Raw genomic sequence first — 21,556 nt, forward strand, 5'->3', positions numbered from 1 at the left:
TTAAGTTAACTTGGATTGTAAAATTACTTTGATTTATAACTTTTTAGAGTTGCATTATTTATAATGTTTTGTTCATTTTTTTCATTGATAAAAAAACGAACCAAAAAAATCTAGGCTGATTTTCGTTTTCTTGAAAACTGGATAAAAGTCTTTGCCTGCGGATGGCAACCGCTGCGCTAGGCCATCCTCCGCTGTCCTTTATGCGGCTTTTATTTGTTTTACTACGGAAACGAAACGTAGGCCGATTGTCAGCTTTATTATATTTTTTTCAATTTTATTATTATGACTAGCTTTAGGTTTTGATGATGTGTTTTGCAGTTCACTGTGTGACGTTTGCTTTTTTCTTTATATAAAAATGGATTGTTAAATTACTTTGATTCATAACTCCCTTGATTAGTATGGTTAACTATAAGTTGGTAGCTCTCTATTTCTGAAAATGGTTCGGGAATGGCTTCAAGTTCATTGCGGCTATTTTAATTTGAGGACTTATTGTTGTGGTTAATTGTAGTGGGTTTGAGGTTTGGGGTTCCTTCCTTCAGCAGGCAGGCCAGGTTCCAAGGTTAGGGTTTTGAAGTTAGAAGTTTCAATTGATATGTAGGAACATGCTGCTATTTTTTACTACAACCTTTATCAAGCTTGACAAGTTGTTGAATTGTATTTTGCCTATAAAAACGTTTCCAACGGTATTGTTTGCCGGCAATAGTTTACTATTTTTACAGGATTATACCGATAATGATGAAAAAACACATTCCTAATTTTATTACGCTATTAAATTTGTTGAGTGGTTGTATAGCTGTTATTTTAGCTGTAAATAATCAGTTTGTAACTGCTGCCATTTTTGTTTTTTTAGGGATATTCTTTGATTTTTTCGATGGTTTTTTCGCGCGTAAATTTCATGTTCAAGGTCCTTTGGGTGTTCAATTGGACTCGCTTGCGGATATGGTTACAAGCGGCTTGGTGCCGGGTGTGGTAATGTTTAAGCTCTTGCATATGTCCTTGGGGAATCCCGCTTTAGTAGATTCAGAATCCTTATGGCGTCAGTCCTCCTTTTTTGATGGCTTGCATTATGCACCGTTAGCCTATATTGGTTTTTTTATAACGCTAGGATCGGCTTACCGCTTGGCAAAATTTAATATAGATGAAGATCAGCAAAGTTATTTTAAAGGTTTACCAACGCCTGCCAATGCTCTTTTAATTTTATCCTTACCGCTCATTATTGAGTTCCAAAATCATGACGGGATGAATGCTTTGATATTATCCCCGTGGTTTTTAATTATCATAACGCTTATTAGTACCTATATGTTGAATGCGCCGGTGAAATTATTTGCATTAAAATTTAAAACTTACGATTTTAAATCCAACATGACCCGCTATTTGTTTTTAATAGCAACCATTGTCATGTTAATAGTCTTACAATTTGCGGCAATACCTTTGGTGATTTTACTATATGTGTTATTGTCTTTACTAACCGCTAAGAGCATTCAAGCGTAATGCGGTTTAACTTAATTAATACTTAACTTTTTATGGCTTCAGGATTTTTTGCCTTACTTGATGATATTGGTGCACTCATGGATGATGTGGCGGTTTTAAGCAAAGTAACCACCAAGAAAACAGCCGGAATTTTAGGTGATGATTTGGCTGTAAATGCCGAAAAAGCGTCTGGGTTTGTATCCTCAAGAGAAATCCCCGTTTTATGGGCCATTACCAAAGGTTCCTTTATTAATAAATTGATTATTCTACCGATAGCCTTTTTATTGAGCGCTTTTTTTCCAGCCGCTGTAACGGTTATTTTAGTTTTAGGAGGGGTTTATTTGGCTTTTGAAGGTGCCGAAAAAATTTATGAATATGTAGTACCTCATAAACATGCTGAAGGTTCTACGCCTGATGTTGCCGTAGTACTAACCGAAGAAGAGGTTCTTGAATTAGAGAAAACAAAGGTGAAATCTGCTATTATAACGGATTTTATTCTATCGGTTGAAATTGTGATTATTGCTTTGGGTGCCGTGATGGGACAGACGTTATTACTTCAAATTATTGTTGTGACTATAGTCGCTATTATTGCTACAGTTGGTGTTTATGGTATTGTAGCTTTAATTGTTAGAATGGACGATTTTGGTTTAAAACTTATAGAAAATAGTGATGGAACGGGGTTTGGGTACCGATTTGGAACGCTGTTGGTTGGTGCTTTGCCTTATGTTATTAAAAGTTTATCAGTCATTGGAACTATTGCTTTGCTACTTGTTTCGGGCGGTATTTTCGCCCATAATTTAGATTTCTTTCATCACGTATTAGCATCTTGGCCCGGGCTTATTAGAGAGTTTCTAATTGGTTTGGTTATTGGGCTTTTGGCCGTTGTTGTTTTTAAAGTGGTGCTTTGGGTTATTGGGATGGTGAGAGGATAGACAGGATGTGGCGTTGTTTTCTGCTTAACGGCAGACAGGGTTGTGGCGTTGAATAGTTTTCTTGCAGGATCTCAAATAGGCAGAGGTGCCAAGGTGACAAGTGGCAGAGGTGCTATGATTTTGGAATAGGTGTATGATATAAATTTAAACTACTTATGTGAAAATGAGATTCTTCGGTCGTACCTTCCTCTGAATGACAGTGGTCATTTTGTTTTAAAAACCAACATCTACTCTCTAATTTTCTTTTTACGGAGTTCGAAATTCTGTCCTAAATACACTTTACGTACCATTTCATCACTAGCCAATTCTTCAGGTTCGCCTGCTTTTAGAATACTACCTTCAAACATGAGATAGGTTCTATCTGTAATGGCTAATGTTTCCTGTACGTTGTGATCGGTAATTAAGATACCAATATTCTTTTTAGTTAATTGTGCCACAATACGCTGAATATCTTCAACGGCTACGGGATCTACTCCTGCAAAGGGCTCATCTAGAAGAATAAAATTAGGATCGGTTGCTAGGGCACGTGCAATTTCTGTACGACGACGCTCACCACCTGATAATAAATCGCCTCGACTTTTTCGAATATGTCCCAAGCTAAATTCATCAATAAGCGATTCCATTTTATGTACTTGTTCTTTCTTGCTTAATTTGGTGAGTTGTAAAACGCTTAAAATATTATCTTCAATACTTAATTTTCTGAAAACGGAGGCTTCTTGCGCCAAATAACCAATACCATTTTGCGCCCTTTTATACATAGGGAATTTGGTAATATTGGTGTTTTCTAAAAAAATGTTGCCGCCATTAGGTTTAATAAGACCTACAATCATATAAAACGAGGTCGTTTTACCAGCACCATTAGGTCCTAAAAGACCAACAATTTCTCCTTGGTTAACTTCTAAAGATACATCTTTAACGACTTTCCGGCCGCTGTAGGATTTCATTAAATGTTCTGCTCTTAGTTTCATAGGCTTATACTCTGGGCTAAAATAGTAAAATCATGGCGACAATTTTATGTTTCTAATTGAATTTAAATAAAGTTTAACGCCTTTTCGGTTTAAAATTTTCCTGTTTCTTGTTAAAAGTAACATGACGTTTTGATTTAGTTTCAATTGCCACAAACATATATATCGACTTCGAATTTAAATTTTCTTTTTTGCATTGCCCAAAAAAGAAACAAAAAAGTCTAGGCTTACGAATCTTTATCTAAATTTTTCATTCAACAACTAAATTTTAGGAACTCGCTAACAAAATTTTTCTCGATTTTAAAAAATTGATTGCTCAAACAGCCTAAAATTTCACGTTGTTATTATGTCAAATTTCACGATAAATTTTCGATAGGCCGATTTAGAGTTTAAAGAAAGATAATATCATGTTTAACTATTGTGACTTTAATAAAACGAATGCAATCCATTTAAAGAAAGTTTAACGCCTTTTCGGTTTAAAATTTTCCTGTTGCTTGTTAAAAGTAACAGGACGTTTTGATTTAGTTTCAATTGCCACAAACACATATATCGACTTCGAATTTAAATTTTCTTTTTTGCATTGCCCAAAAAAGAAACAAAAAAGTCTAGGCTTACGAATCTTTATCTAAATTTTTCATTCAACAACTAAATTTTAGGAACTCGCTAACAAAATTTTGCTCGATTTTAAAAAATTGATTGCTCAAACAGCCTAAAATTTCACGTTGTTATTATGTCAAATTTCACGATAAATTTTCGATAGGCCGATTTAGAGTTTAAAGAAAGATAATATCATGTTTAACTATTATGACTTTAATAAAACGAATGCAATCCATTTAAAGAAAGTTTAACGCCTTTTCGGTTTACAATTTATTTCTTCTTTAAATCTTTTTTAGCTTGTCTGGCTTGATTTCTAACCACTATTTTGGAAATATAAATACTAATTTGGTATAATAGCAAAATAGGAATAGCCACAATAACTTGACTCGCAATATCCGGAGGGGTAATAATGGCCGAAATAATTAAGACAATTACCAAGGCAAACTTGCGGTATTTTTTTAGAATTTGCGGCGTTACAAGTCCAATTTTAGTTAAAAAATAAATCACAATAGGGAGTTCAAACACGAGTCCGGAGGCTAGGGATGACGATCGTACTAAAGCAATATATGAGCTCAAATCTATTTCATTTGAAATTTCACTACTCACCGTATAGGTTCCTAAAAAATTAATAGATAAGGGTGTAACAATATAGTAACCAAATAGGACGCCAATAAAAAACAGGATTGAGGTAACGATAATAAAACCGCGTGAATGTTTACGTTCATTTGGGTTTAGCCCTGGGCTAATAAATTTCCAGAATTGGTATACCACATAGGGAAATGCTATAATTAATCCGGCATAAATAGAGGTCCAGATGTGTGCAGAAAATTGGCCTGCCATGGTTCTGTTTTGAATACGGAATGGAAACTCTTCAAGGCAAAAGGTGGTTTCAATGCCTATAAATTGAGATGCTTTACACAGCCACTGATAGGTGGGGAAGCTCATTCTTTTTGGGCCGAAAATAATGGTTTCAAAAATGAAGTCGGATAATAAAAAAGCGAAAGATCCTGCTATTAAAATAGCAAATGTTGCACGAATTAAATGCCATCTTAAATCTTCCAGATGGTCCAAAAAGGACATCTCATTGATACTCTTTTTTGCCATTATATAATGCCTTCTTTTATTAAGTCATGAATATGAACGATGCCCGCATATTGGCCATTTTTTTCAACTAATAATTGGGTAATACCATAGGATTCCATCAATTCTTTGGCATCCACAGCCATGGCATTTGCATCAATACTTTTTGGGTTTGGACCCATAATATCTTTAGCGGTTAAATTGCTAAAGTCGTTGGATTTTGTCAGCATGCGCCTTAAATCGCCATCGGTAATAATACCCACAACTTTATGGTTGTCTACAACGGCTGTAACACCTAACATTTTTTCAGAAATTTCAATAATAACCTCCTTAATATTGGTGTTTGGGTTTACTTGTGGTTTTTCATTTACGTCGCTCATATCGCTTACCCGTAAATACAATTTTTTACCCAATGCACCACCGGGATGGTATTTGGCAAAATCGTTGCTGGTAAATCCGCGAAGTTCTAATAAGCAAACCGCCAAAGCATCACCCATAACCAATTGTGCCGTGGTACTTGTTGTTGGTGCTAAATTATTAGGGCAAGCTTCTTTTTCTACAAAGGTATTGAGTAGGAAGTCCGAGTTTTTTGCTAGGAACGAATCGCGATTACCTGTAATGGCAATCATTTTATTTTTTGCACGTCTAATAAATGGTACCAGCACCTTAATTTCTGGTGTATTTCCGCTTTTTGAAATACAAATAACCACATCGTCTTCAAGAATTAAACCTAAATCGCCATGAATGGCATCGGCTGCATGCATAAAAACGGCAGGTGTTCCAGTTGAGTTTAACGTGGCTACAATTTTAGTCGCAATTATAGCACTTTTACCAATACCGGTAATAATAACACGGCCTTTAGAATTAAATATACAGGTAACAGCATCCGAAAAATCGGTATCTATTAAGGAAGACAGGTTAGCAATGGCCTGACTTTCCATGTTAATAGTCTGTTTGGCAGTGTCTAAGATGGTATTTTGAGTTTTCAAAATTTATTATTTTTTTGGGTTGATGCTTATAAAGATTTTATTATCTTTAAAGTTATTCAAACTAAATAATTAATTTGTTGGTTTTTGAATGTTGCAAAGCTAACAAAAATAATTATGAGAGTTCTGTAAATGCACTCGTAATTAATTAATAGCAAAATTCAATACAGTGCGTTTTAAATGAGGGAAAATAAAATTTTAAAAACGATACATGTCTGTAAATGAAAATGACTTGCACAGCGCATTAAAAACCTATTTTGGATTTAGTGCATTTAAAGGCTTGCAAGAACCAGTAATAAAAAGTCTTTTATCGGGAAAAGATACATTTGTAATCATGCCAACGGGTGGCGGAAAATCATTATGTTACCAGTTACCAGCGTTGATGCAAGAGGGTACCGCCATAGTCGTGTCTCCTTTAATTGCTTTAATGAAAAATCAAGTAGATGCTATTCGTGGTGTTTCTGATCACCATGGTGTTGCCCACGTTTTAAATTCGTCTTTGAATAAAACCGAAATAAAACAAGTTAAACACGATATAACAGCCGGCATTACCAAGTTGCTATATGTAGCACCTGAATCGCTTACTAAAGAGGAAAATGTTGAGTTTTTACGATCTGTAAAAATCTCGTTTATGGCCGTTGATGAAGCCCATTGTATTAGTGAATGGGGTCATGATTTCCGACCGGAATACCGAAATTTAAAAAGTATTATTGAACGTATAGGCGATAACATTCCAATTATTGGCTTAACGGCTACGGCCACACCAAAGGTTCAAGAAGATATTCTTAAAAATTTGGGAATTCATGATGCTATGACCTTTCAAGCATCCTTTAATAGACCTAATTTGTATTACGAAGTCCGCCCAAAAACCAAAAATGTGGATGCGGATATTATTCGCTTTGTCAAGAAATACGAAGGAAAGTCGGGAATTGTATATTGCTTAAGTCGCAAGCGTGTTGAAGAACTAGCCCAGACCCTGCAAGTAAATGGTATTAAAGCTGTGCCGTATCACGCGGGATTGGATGCCAAAACGCGGGCTAGCCATCAAGATATGTTTCTCATGGAAGATGCGGATGTTGTGGTTGCAACTATTGCTTTCGGCATGGGCATTGACAAGCCGGATGTCCGTTTTGTAATACACCATGATATACCGAAGAGTATAGAAAGTTATTACCAAGAAACGGGTCGTGCTGGTCGTGATGGCGGCGAAGGCTATTGTTTAGCATTCTACGCCTATAAAGATATTGAAAAGTTAGAGAAATTTATGTCAGGCAAGCCTGTTGCTGAGCAGGAAATAGGTCATGCCTTGCTTCAGGAAGTGGTGGCATATGCCGAAACATCTATATCCAGACGAAAATTCATTCTTCATTATTTTGGTGAAGCATTTGATTCAGAAACTGGCGACGGTGCTGATATGGATGATAATATGCGTCATCCTAAAAAGCAGCATGAAGCCAAGAAGAATGTTGTTTTGCTGCTAGAAACCGTTTCCAAAACGAATGAAAAATATAAATCTAAAGATTTAGTACAAGTTATAATAGGTAAAGAAAATGCCTTAATTATTTCTCATAAAACCAACGAACAGCCATTTTTTGGGCTGGGTAGTTCGGAAAGTGATAAATATTGGATGGCTTTAATACGCCAAGTATTAGTTGCTGGTTTGCTTAAAAAAGATATTGAAACCTATGGTGTTATAAAATTAACGCCAGCAGGTTTGGCGTATCTGGAAAATCCGAAGTCGTTTATGATGACGGAAGATCACTTATTTAATGCCGAAGTAGATGACGCCATTATTACCGCCTCTAAAGGTGGTGGAGCCGTTGCCGATGTGACATTGATGAACATGCTTAAAGATTTAAGAAAACGCAATGCCAAACGTTTAGGGGTGCCGCCATTTGTTATTTTCCAAGACCCATCATTAGAAGATATGGCTTTAAAATATCCAATTTCTATTGAAGAAATGAGCCATGTACATGGTGTAGGAGACGGGAAAGCTAAAAAGTATGGTAAAGACTTTGTGGATTTAATAACACGCTATGTGGACGAGCATGATATTGTGCGACCGGATGATATGATTGTGAAATCGACAGGCATGAATTCGGCACTCAAGTTATACATTATTCAAAATATAGACAGAAAGCTACCGCTAGACGATATTGCTTTGGCAAAAGGGATGTCTATGAGCGAATTTATCAAGGAAATGGAGGCTATAGTTTTCTCTGGAACTAAATTGAATATTAATTATTGGATTCAGGATATTTTGGATGAAGATCAACAAGAAGAAATTCATGATTATTTCATGGAAGCCGACACGGATAAAATAGATGTTGCTATAGATGAATTTGATGGGGATTATGACGATGAAGAATTGCGTTTATACCGTATTAAGTTTATTAGTGAGGTAGCGAATTAGATTTTTTGATTGTTAGACTTTTAGATTTTGAGACTTTTAGTTTGGAAGCGCAGCAGCGTTTTGGACATAGACAGGTTTAAAGTTCCAAGTTTCTTCCTTCGGCAGGCAGGCAAGGGTTTCTGTGTTGGCAGTCGGGGATGGTTTAAGGATTATATTTCAAAAGGCTCTTCATTGCTAGGTTCTTATTTTGCTTTTAGCTTCAAGTTCCACTTGGATTTCAATTTTACTTTAAGTTCAATTTCATATCTTTGCACCTCATTAAAAAAACAATATGATGCAAGACGGATTATACGCAAAATTTCACACGAGTAAAGGCGACATTTTGGTAGCTTTAGAATATAAAAAAACACCAGGAACCGTGGGTAACTTTGTTGCTTTGGCTGAAGGAAATTTAGAGAATTCTGCTAAAAAACAAGGCACACCTTATTATGATGGTTTAAAATTTCACCGTGTTATTCCAGATTTCATGATTCAAGGTGGTTGTCCACAAGGAACCGGAACAGGAAATCCAGGTTATAAATTTGACGATGAATTTCATCCGGATTTAAAGCATGATGCACCGGGAATTTTATCGATGGCGAATGCCGGTCCTGGAACAAATGGGAGTCAGTTTTTTATTACTCATGTTGAGACACCTTGGTTAGACGGTAATCATACCGTTTTTGGAAAGGTAGTGGAAGGACAAGATGTGGTTGATGCTATTGCGCAAAGTGATACGCTTGATACATTAGAAATTATACGTATTGGAGAAGATGCTGAAAAATTTAATGCCGTTGAAGCTTTTAGAACGTTTGAAGGTTCTCGCGAAAAGCGCTTGGCTGAAGAAAAAGCAGCAAGTGAAGCAGAATTAGATACATTAGCCGCTGGTTTTGACAAAACAGAAAGTGGTTTGCGTTACCAAATCCTTCAAAAAGGAAGCGGTGCACAAGCACAAAAAGGTCAAACGGTATCGGTACATTATAAAGGTCAGTTGGCGGATGGAACGGTTTTCGATTCATCATACAAGCGTAAGGAACCGTTAGAATTTCAAGTTGGTGTTGGTCAGGTTATTGCGGGTTGGGATGAAGGTATTTGCTTATTGCAAGTAGGTGATAAGGCTCGATTGGTTATTCCAAGTCATTTAGGATATGGTGCCCGTGGTGCTGGAGGTGTTATTCCAGGCGATGCCACCTTAATTTTTGATGTAGAATTGGTTAACGTTAAATAATTTTTAGAAGAAAACAGATTTACACTGTAACAAATAGTCAAAAAAACGTCTCATTTTTAATGGGACTTTTTTTTGCTTAAATTTTAGCAATCATCACAAAAAATATAATTTTATGAAGTTAGCATATACCTATCTATCAGTTTTCATTGTTGTTTTTGTTATTAGCTGTTCAAACAGTATCCAGTATACAGATGCTATAAAGGCAGAGACTTCGGGTCGGTATTTATACCATCCCGATGCTGTTATTGACGTTTTTTATAAAAATGATCATTTGTTTTTAAATTGGCGAGGGGCCGAAATTAAACCGGTTGCCCTGGATGAATACACTTTTTTTGTACCTGATATGTATCAGAAATTGCGATTTTTGAAACACCCAAGTACCAAAACTTCCTATTTGGCTATTATTCCAGAAAACGAGGGTGATTCTATTAGGTATGTCTATAAAAAAGTGCCTGATACTTTTAATACGCCGTCTATGCATTTAGCAAATAAAAATTATGAAGCCGCACTTCAAGGTTTTCTAGCCATTAGAAAACAAGACTCTGTTTCGTTATTTATAAACGAGCGTGACTTTAATAGTATGGGCTATGAATTTTTGAGGGATAAAAAATATGGTGATGCCATTGCTGTTTTTAAACTGAATACGGCGTTGCATCCTGATAGTGATAATGCTTATGATAGTTTGGCGGATGGCTATTTAACCCAAGGTGACAGCCTATTAGCATTTACGCATTATAAAAAAGCACTTGAATTAAATCCTAGTAACAAACGCGCCAAGAAATATGTTTCGGCTTATGCATTGAAAGTGACGGATTAAGAATTGAAAATACGAATTACTTTTTCCATTTAATATTGCAACCCATACTCGGTTTTTGGATTCTATTATTTTCTTTATTATCAATAATACAATCCAAAGCATGGCGTAAATCTGATCCTGTTACTGGTATATTGTTTCCCGGACGGGAATCGTCCAACTGACCGCGATAGGTGAGTTCTAAATCTCTATCAAACACAAACAAATCTGGTGTGCAAGCAGCCTGATAGGCTTTAGCTACCTCTTGTGTTTGATCAAATAAATACGGAAAAATATACCCTTCATTTATGGCGTGTTGCGCCATTTTATCTGGTGCATCTTGGGGGTAGTTTTCCACATCATTACTAGAAATAGCAATAAAGTTGATACCTTTACTTTTGTATGTCTTTGCTAATTTTACAAGCTCAGCATTCACATGAGTAACGTATGGACAATGGTTGCAAATAAACATGATTACCGTTCCATGAACACCTTTCGCACTTTCTAGGGTTACCATCTCATTCGAAACGGTGTCCTTTAAATTGAAACTTTTAGCTTTAGTACCTAAAGGAAGCATGTTTGAAGCTGTTTGCGCCATATAATATTAATTTATTTTTAATGGAATAAAGTTAAGTAATATTTGACTTACGCCCAATTTGTTGACATGTAATTTATTCTTCTAATGATTATAATCAATTCCTTCTCAAGTAATTTTTTATTTACCATTCTTGTTTATTTTAAATTTAGGTGTTCATGAACTTTTGATTTGCTTTGCCTAAAAAAGAAACAAAACTGCCTGCCGGCAGGTAGGCAGGCAGCCTAAAATTTATAGGCATCTTCATTGCAAATTTTACGATAAATCTTCGATAGGCCGTAAATAGGAGTCTTTAACGTAATTATCATCACACGTGTTTTAGAATTGTCAAGAAGCACAGAGGGTATACTGTTATAAATAAAATGTTTAGGTCAAAACTAAATTCAATCAAGGATAAGGCTTATTCAATTTATTGGAATTTGATTTGCTATTTTAAAATTTTACTATCATATTACAACTCTAATTAGCCTACTAACTAACGCATTTTTTTTCATGCAGGAACTTGACCGCGTTCAAATTCATTTTGATTCCAATAATTTGTGGATTCTAAACGTGGCGCTTGCTGTTGTCATGTTCGGCGTGGCACTAGGAATTTCAATGGCAGATTTTAAAGCCTTGATTAAAGCACCTAAAGTTGTTTTAATTGGATTGCTTTCCCAATTTGTTTTATTACCCATGTTAACTTATGCCTTTATAGTTGTGGTGAATCCGCAACCAAGTATAGCCTTGGGTATGATGATGGTGGCCGCTTGTCCTGGTGGAAATATATCCAACTTTATGACGCATTTGGCGGGTGGAAACACGGCGCTTTCAGTAAGTTTGACCGCTTTTTCCACTTTTATAGCGATAATTATGACGCCCTTTAATTTTGAATTATATGGCCATTTATATCAGCCAACTGCAGCTTTATTGCAGGATGTCTCGTTAAATCCGTTTGATATGGTTGAAATTGTGTTACTAATTTTAGGGATTCCTCTAATTTGTGGCATGTTAGTTCGGTATCAGTTCCCCAAAATTGCCGTCCGTTTGGCACATTGGTTAAAACCATTTTCCATAATCGTATTTGTGGGCATCGTTGTTGTTGCGCTCCTGAATAATTTGGATGTTTTTTCTGAATTTATACATCATGTTTTAGTACTTGGTATCAGTCATAATATACTCGCTTTTTTATTAGGCTTTTTAATAGCACGTGCTTTTAAACTCTCTTATGAAAATCAGAAAACATTGACCATAGAAACTGGGATTCAAAATTCAGGGATTGGATTATTACTGATATTTACCTTTTTTAATGGACTAGGCGGTATGGCTATTATGGCGGCATTTTGGGGGATTTGGCATATTGTTTCCGGATTAATACTCTCCTATTTTTGGTCGTCTAAATTAGTAACTAAAGCTCAAGCCGTTTGAAAAACATCTGGTTACATAGTGTTCGTTTTTATATTGGCCTTGGGCTGTTTTTTTATTACAGACGCATTCATGTAAAATATCGCGAACGCGTACCGTTACAGGAACCCCTTCTATTTGTTTCCAATCATAACAACGCGCTTATGGATGCCTTGTTAATTGCCACCCAATCTGGTAGGTTTTCCTATTTTCTAACACGTGCTAGTGTTTTTAAAAAACCGATGATTAATGCACTTTTACGGAGTTTGAATATGATTCCTGTTTATCGCGTTCGCGATGGATGGCATACGGTTACCAATAATACAGCCGTTTTTGCAAATTGCAGCAAGTGTTTGTCTCAAGGCGAAGCGGTTGCATTGTTTCCAGAAGGGAATCATCATATAAACCGAACCGTGAGACCATTAAGTAAAGGGTTTACACGGATTGTTTTTGAAACGTTAACCCGGTTTCCATCAACCGATTTAAAGCTGATTCCCATAGGATTAAATTATGAACAAGCGGATGCGTTTGCCGATAGTGTAGCGGTTTATTTTGGTACCGAAATTTCAGCTAAAGCTTATTTAGAATCAGAACGGACTTCGGAAGCACTGCGATTGAAACATGATGTTTGGCAGGCTATTACCCAATTAACAACACATATACCCGCTGATACGTACACAGAATCCTTAAGCAGACTACAGGCCGTTAACGCCGACTTTCTAAACCCCGAAGCCGTTAATAGGTGTTTGAATTCCAATTTTAAGAAATGTTCTTTTAAAAGAACCCAACAACCTAAAATCCTAAAGGCATTTTTTAAGTTTTTTATGATTGTCCTGTTGCTTGGTCCTTATGTTATTTGGAAATTTCTTGCAGAACCCAAAATTAAAGACGTTGAGTTTGTAGCCACCTTTCGGTTTGGTTTGGCTATCAGTTTAGTGCCTTTGTGGCTTTTTGTGGTGGCCATTATACTTGCGGTTGGTATGGGCTTCCAGGTGGCATTGATTTATGTAAGCTTATCTTTATTGATATCTCTTTTAGCCGTTAAATTGTAAACATAAAAAAACCACTAAAAAGTGGTTTTTTATATATGTGTGCGATGGTTGATAATTAAATATCATCAAAATCTATATCTGTAAACCTTTCTGCAGATTTTGGTATTTCATCTGCCGTTTCGGTTCCAGTGGTATATTCTTCCTTCTTAAAATCTTTTTGGTGACGCTCACTAATCACTTCATCGCCTTTTTCGTTGATGATATAATCAGTCATTTCTTTTAGAATGGTATTAAATTCCGAAAAGTCTTCCTTGTATAAATAAATTTTATGCTTTTTGTAGTGGTAAGAGCCGTCATCGTTTGTAAATTTTTTGCTCTCGGTAATGGTAAGGTAATAATCGCCTGCTTTTGTAGATCTTACATCAAAAAAATACGTTCGTCTTCCAGCTCGTAATACTTTTGAGAAAATCTCTTCTTTCTCCATCATTCCATTATTATCCATAGTCATATATATTATAGAAACACAAATTATAAGTTCTTCAAAAATCTAAAAAAATCAGATACCAACCAACAAATTATGAATTTTCTTTTATGTATCTCGTTAAAACGCATTTAAGTAATTAAGGATGACATTGTTAAAAACGCGCGTTTTATGGTTTTTTGCCTAGGAGTTGGTAGCCTCACTTAATTGTTTTTCATATAAGTTTTTATAGTAACCATCTGTTTCTATTAAGGCTTCATGCGTGCCGGCTTGAACGATTTTACCCGCATCTAAAATAATTATTTTATCCGCATTTTTAGCTGCTGAAATGCGGTGGCTAACTATTATGGTTGTTTTGCCCGAGGTAAGTTTCTTTAGATTATTAAGGATTTTCTCTTCTGTTTCTGTATCAACCGCAGATAAACAATCGTCAAACAATAAAATCTGTGGGTCTTTAATTATAGCTCTTGCAATGGAAACGCGTTGTTTTTGTCCACCTGAAAGCGTAATACCGCGTTCGCCTAAAACCGTTTCATACCCTTTAGAAAAACTGATAATATTTTTATGGACTTGAGCGTATTTAGCTGCTTGAATGACCTGTTCGTCCGTGGCATCCTCTCTACCAAACTTGATATTGTTGTTAATAGTATCTGAAAACAAAAACGCATCTTGGGGTACATAGCCAATAGCATCCCGAAGATCATCAAGGTTTACGCGGTCTATGGGTTCACCATCAATGAGAAGTTCGCCGCTTTTAATATCATATAAGCGCCCAATTAAATCCAATATGGTTGATTTTCCAGAGCCTGTTTTTCCTATTATAGCTAATGTTTCACCTGCTTTTAAGGTAAACGATACGTCTTTTAAGGCTTGAATATTGGTATCATCATAGGTGAAGGATACGTTTTTGAATAGGATATCTCCTTTAATTTCTGATGCCTGCAGCGCTTTGTTTTGAATTTCAGGTGAAATTTTTAAAAACTCATTAATTCGGTTTTGCGATGCTTCAGCCGTTTGAACAATGGATGTTACCCAACCAACCGTAGCTACGGGCCATGTTAACATATTGACATAAATAATGAATTTGGTAATAACACCAAGGCTAATTTCTCCCGCAATGTATTGCAAGCCACCAACGTAAATAACGATAAGGTTACTTAAGCCAATTAATAAAATCATCATGGGGAAGAAAAAGGCATTAATTCGCACTAAATCCAATTGTTTCTCGCGACTTTCGGTAGCTAACTCATCAAAATTCATGGATGCTTGTGGCTCCATGCCGTAGGATTTTATAATAGCAATTCCGCTAAATGTTTCTTGCGTAAAGGATGATAATTTAGATAAATACTGCTGTACAATGGTACTGCGTTTATGGATTTTTTTACTCAATTTATAAATGATAATTGATAAAATAGGCAGCGGAATAATGGTGTATAAGGTTAGGGTAGGCGCCTGGCGGTACATGAAAAATATAGCGATAACAAAAAGCGTAAAGGTGTTAATACTGTACATAATAGCTGGGCCTGCGTACATTCTAACACTGTTAACATCCTCGCTAATGCGGTTCATTAAATCGCCCGTTCGGTTCTTTTTATAAAAATTTAAAGAAAGCCGTTGGTATTGCTGGTAAATTTCATTCTTTAAATCGAATTCAATATAGCGGGACACATTAATAATGGTCTGGCGCATAAAAAAGGTCAATACACCGGTTATAATGGCAGCACCAATAATGTAAGCAATATTGATAAGGAGTTTTTGCTTTACAATATCCACATCTGTAATTAGGCCTTTTCTAAAGTCGTCCACCACATCAATTGACGATCCAATTAGTTCCGGCGTAAAGAGTAAAAATATTTTAGATACTATGGTAATAATAATGCCAATAATAACTTTCCCTTTATATTTTAAGAAGTATTTATTTAAATGCTTTAATTCTTTCATTAATTGATTTGCGTTTGCATAAAGTTTTTAACAAATTCGTATTTTACTATTAATTATGTTGTTTAAACATTAATATTCCCTTAATTTTGCACGTTGTTTTTACAGATATAATAAAACACAAATAACATTAAACTATAATTACTATGGTAACAGACGTTGTTAATGCGAATGAATTACATAAGATTGATCCTGTTTTTGGTCAACACTCATTCGATAATCACGAGCAAGTTGTTTTTTGCAACGACAAAGATACAGGTTTAAAAGCAATAATTGGAATTCATAATACCGTTTTAGGACCTGCTTTAGGTGGTACTAGAATGTGGAATTATGAAAATGAATGGGAGGCTTTAAATGATGTGTTGAGGCTTTCAAGAGGTATGACTTTTAAGTCTGCTATAACCGGTTTAAACCTTGGTGGCGGAAAAGCGGTTATTATTGGCGATGCCAAAACCCAAAAAACGCCAGAATTGATGCGTAAATTTGGTGAGTTTGTACATTCTTTAAGTGGACGTTATATTACAGCAGAAGATGTTGGAATGACTACAGCAGACATGGATACGGTTCGCGAAGTGACACCTTATGTTACTGGTATTTCAGAATCTCTTGGAGGTGCGGGAAACCCTTCCCCTATAACCGCTTATGGCGTATTTATGGGTATGAAAGCTGCGGCTAAATACAAATTTGGAAGTGATGTTTTAGAAGGTAAATCGGTATTTGTTCAAGGCATTGGAAATGTGGGGGAAGCATTAGTAGAACATTTAGTAGATGAAGGTGCCCATGTAACTATTTCTGATATTAGTCAAGAACGCTTGGAAGAAGTACGCAGTAAGTATGGAGTGTCCATTTATGGAGGTAAGGATATTTATTCAGAACCTATGGATATTTATGCGCCATGTGCCTTAGGAGCAACTATTAATGACGATACGGTTCAAAAAATAAAAGCCCAGGTTATAGCAGGTGCTGCCAATAATCAATTAGCCGTGGAGCAGAAACACGGTAAAATTTTACAAGAACGTGGTATTGTTTGGGCTCCAGATTTTTTAATTAATGCGGGCGGTATTATTAATGTTTATGCAGAATTGGAAGGTTACGACCGTAAAGAAATTATGCGTAAAACTGAAAATATTTACAATACAACATTGGAAATATTAAACAATGCGGATAAAAATAAGGTGACCACCAATACAGCCGCGCTAAATATTGCACAAGCTAGAATTGATGCAAGAAAAAATGAGAATTCGAAGTAATTCGATTAAATAAATATTATTTTTGCGAGGCGAAAGGACTACTTTCGCCTCTTTAAATTTAAAGTTCTTTGGAAGTATGCTAAACAGAAGACATATTCGTATAAAAGTTATGCAAACCATTTATGCCTATAAAGGTGGAGAAGGTGGCGATTTTAAAGCCGATCAGACATTTTTATTACGCAGTATAGAAAACATGTATAACCTGTATTTATTGCAGTTATCCTTATTAATAAAGTTGCAAGAACGATCGGAAGCTTACGTGATGAAAACGCAGCAAAAACAATTAGCAACTTCAGCCGATAAAGATCCCAACAAAAAGTTTAGTAATAACGAATTGTTATTGGCCTTAAAAAATAATATCCGTTTGGCCGATGCTTTTGAAGATCATAAGGTTACCAATTGGGAGTTGGATAGCGAGTATGTAGATGTTATTTTTAAAAACATGCTAGCATCGGATTTGTATGCTGAATACATGCAAACACGAACCTCCTCTTTTGCGGAAGACAAAAATTTTATTGTAGCGTTGTTTAAAGAAATCATTGCGCCCAATGATAAGCTTTATGATTATTTGGAAGATCAAAGTTTAACATGGACAGACGATTTGCCTGTTGTAAATACCGCGCTTTTAAAATTATTGCGTAAAGTAAAACCAAGTTCTCCAGATACATTCTTTTTACCAGACTTGTTTAAAGACGAAGATGATAGAGCCTATGCTTTAGAGTTGTTTAAGAAAACCATTTTAAAACAGAATGGTTTAAATGACACGATAGCACAAAAAACTCAAAATTGGGATGCAGATCGTATTGCTAATATAGATACGGTTTTACTGCAAATGGCAATATGTGAGTTAACCAATTTCCCATCAATTCCCGTGAAAGTAACCATTAATGAATATTTGGAAATTGCTAAAGAATATTCAACACCAAAAAGTAGTGTGTTTATTAATGGTATCTTAGATAAGTTGGTAAAAGAATACGCAGAATCTGATACCTTAAATAAAATAGGGCGTGGGTTGATGTAGTAAGAAATAATTCTTACATTTACAGCCCGAACAAAAAATTATTATTATTATGACAAAAGTACTTTTAGGATTAAGCGCATTTTGCTTAATCGCGTTTACATCTTGTAAGGATGATGCGACAAAAAAAATTGATGACACCAATGTAGCCGAAGCAGCTGATAGAGATGCTCAAGCTTCTAATTTCCCGGTTTTATCTTTTGACAAAACAGAACATGATTTTGGTGAAATTGAAGCAAAATCTAAAGTGGAAACTGTTTTCAAATATGAAAATACTGGTAATGCCCCATTAGTAATTACAGATATTAAGAGTTCATGTGGTTGTACAGTACCAAAAGATTGGAGTAGAGAGCCATTAGCACCAGGTGAAAGCGGCGAATTTACCGTTATTTTTGATGGTACAGGCGCAAATAAAGTTACTAAAACGGTAACTATAACGGCTAACACAGAAATGGGTAAAGAAACAGTTAAAGTTTCGGCATTTGTTAAGCCAGACCCTAATGCACCTGCTAGAGCAACGGCACCAGCGGTAACGAACCAAGGTCAAATGCCAGCAGGAGCTGTTCCAAACCAACAAGCTGCACCTAGAAAGTACAGTACACAACCAGGTCATGAAGGCCATAACCACGATTAATTAATCAGATGGGAGAAAGTTTAAGTACGTTTTTACCGTTTATTTTGATGTTTGTTGTCGTGTATTTCTTCATGATAGCACCGCAAATGAAACGTGCAAAACAAGAAAAAAAATTCGCAGCCGAATTAAAAAAAGGTGATCGCGTTATTACCAAAAGCGGTATGCATGGTAAAGTTGTTGACTTTAATGATAAAGACGCCAGCTGTATAATTGAAACGCTTGCTGGTAAAATAAAATTTGATCGCTCGGCAATTTCTATGGAAATGAGTAAAAAACTCAATGAACCAGAGAAAGTGAAATAAATATTACAAGTTTAAAAAAAAAGAAAGCCACTCAACGAGTGGCTTTTTTTTGCCTTAGTTTTAAATTATAATTCCGATATTAGTTCAAATAACTGATATGGTACGAAAAACGCTACTTAATCTCTTGTTTTTGTTTTCAGTGCAAGCTGTTTCTTCTCAAGTTCTTATTACCTTACTTCTAGGTGACAAATTAAACTCACCTAATATTGAGTTTGGTTTAGAAGGCGGTTATAATTTTTCAGATATTTCGGGTTTAGATAGTTCCAATCGGTTAGGAACTTTTAATTTGGGATTTTATTTCAATTTTAAAATGCAAGAGCAGCTTTACCTTTACACTGGTGTATTGGTAAAATCTAATTTAGGTACTGCGGATTTAAGTTTGGCAGATTTAGAAGCGTCTGGCGTTAATTTTATAAGCCATGATGGAACATACACCCAAAGAATTAATTACTTTATTGTTCCGGCTTATGCCAAATATGTTTTTAATAACAATATTTATGTTGAAGCTGGGCCATAATTTGGTTTACGCTATAAAGCATATGTAGAATATGTTAATGAAGCCGGTGGTATAGATACGCGGATCCGTCAAGATAATAAAGATGCTGTTAACCCTATTGAAGCCGGCGCAGGGATGGGCATTGGTTACCGATTTAAAAAAATTGGCGGGTTATCCGTAGGATTGAGCTATTTTCAAGGCTTGGTAAACGTATATAAAGAGAACTCAAAAACTAAAAATAATTCTATATTTTTAAAATTGAATCTTCCTATAGGTGCTAAAAAAAGTGCTAAAAAAATTGAAGAAGCGCCTGTAATAGAAACAGATTCCTTATCAGATTAATTATGAATTTTAAGACACTAATAATCTCTAGTTTATTTGCTTTTGTTTGTTTTAATTTTGTACAAGCCCAACAGCCTAGCACAAAAGTTAGGGAGAAGTTTGAAACATATCGAGATAGTTTAAAGCAAGTTACGTATAATTATACCTTTCCTGTTTTTGGACAAGGCGCCTATAATAAAGGTTTTGATATTCCTTATCCGGTAGGAATTATGGGTAATTTCATGTTTATGGAACAAGGCATTACGGTGGACAATTTACAGCTTGGTTTAGATACACGACTTATTAATATAGGCCTCACGCCTGTTAATTTTATTCAGTTTGGTAATAATGTGAATACTAGTTACACTGTTAATGTAAGACCCGATGTTTGGGTATTCCCGTTTTTAAATGTTTATGGAATTTTTGGCTATGGACATTCACGAACGTAAATTAATTTAGTGTACCCCATTACTTTGCAATCTATAGTAGAGCAAAATGTAACTACGGCAGGTGTAGGCCTTATGTTCGCAGGCGCCGTTGGCCCTGTTTTTTTCTCGGTAGATGCTAATTTTACTTGGAACAAGCCGGAACTTTTAGATGAAGCCGTACCTGTGCGGGTTACGGGCATTAGGTTTGGTCATAGTCATGTTTTTAAAAATAGACCAGATAGAAATATAGCCATTTGGGTTGGTGGATTTTTTATGGAAACAGGTAGTAATACGTCTGGACAGTTAAAATTAAAAGATGCCTTACCAAGTGCAGATGGTGTTAAACGCGATGAAATAGTCAATAATTATTATCAGTGGTATAATAATGAAGCTAGTATTCCACAAAAGGTTATTGCCGATCAAATACTTACGCCTATAGTAGAGCGTTTAGCGGATGCAGATGGGGAAGCCGTTATTAAATATGGCCTCGATAAACAGGTGCAACAAAAATGGAATGGTATAATTGGAGCCCAATATCAGGCCAATAAAAGCTGGATGTTTCGAACCGAATTAGGTGTACTTGGTAATAGAAAATCGGTTTTATTATCCTTAAATTATCGTTTTTTATTGTAGGGTTTAGCAATCTTTGTATTTATCATAAAGGCCTTTACCTTCAAGAACTAATGGATTCATCTTTTCTAGACGTGTTTGCTTGGTGGCATCGCGTTTGGCGGATTCAATATAATCGGAATATTCCCGTTGGCGGCCTGGCGTTAGTGCCATAAAAGCGGATTTTAATGTCGGGTTATCTTTTAAATATTGCTCTAATTCTTTTGGAATCTGAACAGTCTTTCCCTTTCGGCTCGCTGTAATTTCTTTTCCTTCTTTTTGGTTTTTTATCGCTTCTTTTACATAGCTCAAAACAGCATCTTTATTAATGTCATGAACAGATTCAAAGCGCATTTGCCTTAATCCTTTTGTTTTTTCTTGGGCCTGTTCTAAAAGATGGTGTTCATCCTTTAAAAATACACCATTAAAAAACCAAATACCAAAATGGTTTTTAAAAGTCCCTAATCCTAAAACATTTTTTCCTTGCCAGGTATAGACTGGTGCATGCCATTTTAAGGTTTCTTCTAAATCCGTTTTTAATATTATTTTTCTTAAAAGATTAAGTGCTTCTTTGTATTTTTCATGACTTTCAATATAGTCTTCAACTGAATTGGCTTTTTTCATAGATATACGTAATTACTGCCTTAAAAATACGTGTTTTTTAAC

22 protein-coding genes are annotated in these 21,556 nt (G+C 35.5%); 15 read left to right on the forward strand and 7 right to left on the reverse strand.

Annotated features, from left to right (window positions below; translation table 11 throughout):
* The first annotated feature begins 735 nt into the window (after positions 1–735).
* Together ACFPH8_RS09125 and ACFPH8_RS09130 are read left to right on the forward strand one after the other, a co-directional pair.
* Complete coding sequence (locus tag ACFPH8_RS09125; RefSeq protein ID WP_376860785.1) at positions 736–1,491, forward strand: CDP-alcohol phosphatidyltransferase family protein; 756 nt, start codon at positions 736–738, stop codon at positions 1,489–1,491.
* A gap of 32 nt (positions 1,492–1,523) precedes the next feature.
* Positions 1,524–2,402 carry a DUF808 family protein gene (locus ACFPH8_RS09130; RefSeq protein ID WP_376860351.1) on the forward strand — a complete coding sequence of 293 codons (879 nt, stop codon included), beginning with the start codon at positions 1,524–1,526 and terminating at the stop codon, positions 2,400–2,402.
* A gap of 227 nt (positions 2,403–2,629) precedes the next feature.
* Here the strand turns inward: ACFPH8_RS09130 and lptB are convergent, their stop codons facing one another.
* The 3 genes from lptB to ACFPH8_RS09145 all read right to left on the reverse strand — a co-directional run bounded on the left by lptB (position 2,630) and on the right by ACFPH8_RS09145 (position 5,985).
* Complete coding sequence (gene lptB, locus ACFPH8_RS09135) at positions 2,630–3,370, reverse strand: LPS export ABC transporter ATP-binding protein (protein ID WP_248395079.1); 741 nt, start codon at positions 3,368–3,370, stop codon at positions 2,630–2,632.
* Positions 3,371–4,234: 864 nt separating this feature from the next.
* On the reverse strand, positions 4,235–5,068 hold the full coding sequence (gene tatC / locus ACFPH8_RS09140; RefSeq protein ID WP_376860353.1) for a twin-arginine translocase subunit TatC: 834 nt from the start codon (positions 5,066–5,068) through the stop codon (positions 4,235–4,237).
* Positions 5,068–5,985, reverse strand: coding sequence for a KpsF/GutQ family sugar-phosphate isomerase (locus tag ACFPH8_RS09145; protein ID WP_371922436.1), 918 nt, complete (start codon positions 5,983–5,985; stop codon positions 5,068–5,070). The genes tatC and ACFPH8_RS09145 overlap by 1 nt, the downstream gene beginning before the upstream one ends.
* A gap of 256 nt (positions 5,986–6,241) precedes the next feature.
* On the opposite strand from ACFPH8_RS09145, the gene ACFPH8_RS09150 reads away from it, so the two are divergent.
* From ACFPH8_RS09150 to ACFPH8_RS09160, 3 genes are all read left to right on the forward strand, one after another.
* The gene (locus ACFPH8_RS09150) at positions 6,242–8,443 is read left to right on the forward strand and encodes a RecQ family ATP-dependent DNA helicase (RefSeq protein ID WP_376860355.1); all 2,202 of its coding nucleotides are present in this window, start codon (positions 6,242–6,244) and stop codon (positions 8,441–8,443) included.
* A gap of 274 nt (positions 8,444–8,717) precedes the next feature.
* Entirely contained in the window at positions 8,718–9,650 is a 933-nt protein-coding gene (locus tag ACFPH8_RS09155) for a peptidylprolyl isomerase (protein ID WP_376860787.1), read from the forward strand.
* A gap of 112 nt (positions 9,651–9,762) precedes the next feature.
* Complete coding sequence (locus ACFPH8_RS09160; protein WP_376860357.1) at positions 9,763–10,467, forward strand: tetratricopeptide repeat protein; 705 nt, start codon at positions 9,763–9,765, stop codon at positions 10,465–10,467.
* Between the two features lie 16 nt (positions 10,468–10,483).
* Here the strand turns inward: ACFPH8_RS09160 and ACFPH8_RS09165 are convergent, their stop codons facing one another.
* On the reverse strand, positions 10,484–11,041 hold the full coding sequence (locus tag ACFPH8_RS09165; RefSeq protein WP_248395075.1) for a thioredoxin family protein: 558 nt from the start codon (positions 11,039–11,041) through the stop codon (positions 10,484–10,486).
* Positions 11,042–11,530: 489 nt separating this feature from the next.
* On the opposite strand from ACFPH8_RS09165, the gene ACFPH8_RS09170 reads away from it, so the two are divergent.
* Together ACFPH8_RS09170 and ACFPH8_RS09175 are read left to right on the forward strand one after the other, a co-directional pair.
* Positions 11,531–12,445 (forward strand): bile acid:sodium symporter family protein, encoded by a 915-nt coding sequence (locus tag ACFPH8_RS09170; RefSeq protein WP_376860360.1) that lies wholly within the window; start codon positions 11,531–11,533, stop codon positions 12,443–12,445.
* Positions 12,442–13,473, forward strand: a complete 1,032-nt coding sequence (locus ACFPH8_RS09175; protein ID WP_376860362.1) for a lysophospholipid acyltransferase family protein — start codon at positions 12,442–12,444, stop codon at positions 13,471–13,473. The genes ACFPH8_RS09170 and ACFPH8_RS09175 overlap by 4 nt, the downstream gene beginning before the upstream one ends.
* A gap of 55 nt (positions 13,474–13,528) precedes the next feature.
* Here ACFPH8_RS09175 and ACFPH8_RS09180 read toward each other — a convergent pair whose 3' ends face one another.
* The gene (locus tag ACFPH8_RS09180) at positions 13,529–13,915 is read right to left on the reverse strand and encodes a PUR family DNA/RNA-binding protein (protein ID WP_376860364.1); all 387 of its coding nucleotides are present in this window, start codon (positions 13,913–13,915) and stop codon (positions 13,529–13,531) included.
* Between the two features lie 162 nt (positions 13,916–14,077).
* Complete coding sequence (locus ACFPH8_RS09185; RefSeq protein WP_376860366.1) at positions 14,078–15,835, reverse strand: ABC transporter ATP-binding protein; 1,758 nt, start codon at positions 15,833–15,835, stop codon at positions 14,078–14,080.
* A gap of 143 nt (positions 15,836–15,978) precedes the next feature.
* On the opposite strand from ACFPH8_RS09185, the gene ACFPH8_RS09190 reads away from it, so the two are divergent.
* The 8 genes from ACFPH8_RS09190 (at position 15,979) to ACFPH8_RS09225 (ending at position 20,914) form a co-directional block, all read left to right on the forward strand.
* Positions 15,979–17,082, forward strand: coding sequence for a Glu/Leu/Phe/Val family dehydrogenase (locus tag ACFPH8_RS09190; RefSeq protein ID WP_376860368.1), 1,104 nt, complete (start codon positions 15,979–15,981; stop codon positions 17,080–17,082).
* 76 nt (positions 17,083–17,158) lie between these two features.
* Positions 17,159–18,103, forward strand: coding sequence for a transcription antitermination factor NusB (nusB, locus tag ACFPH8_RS09195; protein ID WP_248395069.1), 945 nt, complete (start codon positions 17,159–17,161; stop codon positions 18,101–18,103).
* Positions 18,104–18,152: 49 nt separating this feature from the next.
* A complete protein-coding gene (locus ACFPH8_RS09200; RefSeq protein WP_376860370.1) occupies positions 18,153–18,734 on the forward strand; it encodes a DUF1573 domain-containing protein in 582 nt (193 codons plus the stop codon).
* A gap of 8 nt (positions 18,735–18,742) precedes the next feature.
* Positions 18,743–19,036, forward strand: coding sequence for a preprotein translocase subunit YajC (yajC, locus tag ACFPH8_RS09205; protein WP_248395067.1), 294 nt, complete (start codon positions 18,743–18,745; stop codon positions 19,034–19,036).
* A gap of 97 nt (positions 19,037–19,133) precedes the next feature.
* A complete protein-coding gene (locus ACFPH8_RS09210) occupies positions 19,134–19,553 on the forward strand; it encodes a hypothetical protein (RefSeq protein ID WP_376860372.1) in 420 nt (139 codons plus the stop codon).
* 114 nt (positions 19,554–19,667) lie between these two features.
* On the forward strand, positions 19,668–19,874 hold the full coding sequence (locus ACFPH8_RS09215; RefSeq protein WP_376860374.1) for a hypothetical protein: 207 nt from the start codon (positions 19,668–19,670) through the stop codon (positions 19,872–19,874).
* Between the two features lie 2 nt (positions 19,875–19,876).
* Positions 19,877–20,302 (forward strand): hypothetical protein, encoded by a 426-nt coding sequence (locus ACFPH8_RS09220; protein ID WP_376860376.1) that lies wholly within the window; start codon positions 19,877–19,879, stop codon positions 20,300–20,302.
* Positions 20,303–20,326: 24 nt separating this feature from the next.
* Positions 20,327–20,914, forward strand: coding sequence for a hypothetical protein (locus ACFPH8_RS09225; protein WP_376860378.1), 588 nt, complete (start codon positions 20,327–20,329; stop codon positions 20,912–20,914).
* Between the two features lie 3 nt (positions 20,915–20,917).
* On the opposite strand, the gene ACFPH8_RS09230 is transcribed toward ACFPH8_RS09225, so the two are convergent.
* Positions 20,918–21,514 (reverse strand): YdeI/OmpD-associated family protein, encoded by a 597-nt coding sequence (locus tag ACFPH8_RS09230; RefSeq protein ID WP_376860380.1) that lies wholly within the window; start codon positions 21,512–21,514, stop codon positions 20,918–20,920.
* Positions 21,515–21,556 lie beyond the last annotated feature (42 nt).

The organism is Bizionia hallyeonensis, from assembly GCF_042657385.1.
GTDB classification, from domain to species: Bacteria; Bacteroidota; Bacteroidia; order Flavobacteriales; family Flavobacteriaceae; genus Algorimicrobium; species Algorimicrobium hallyeonense.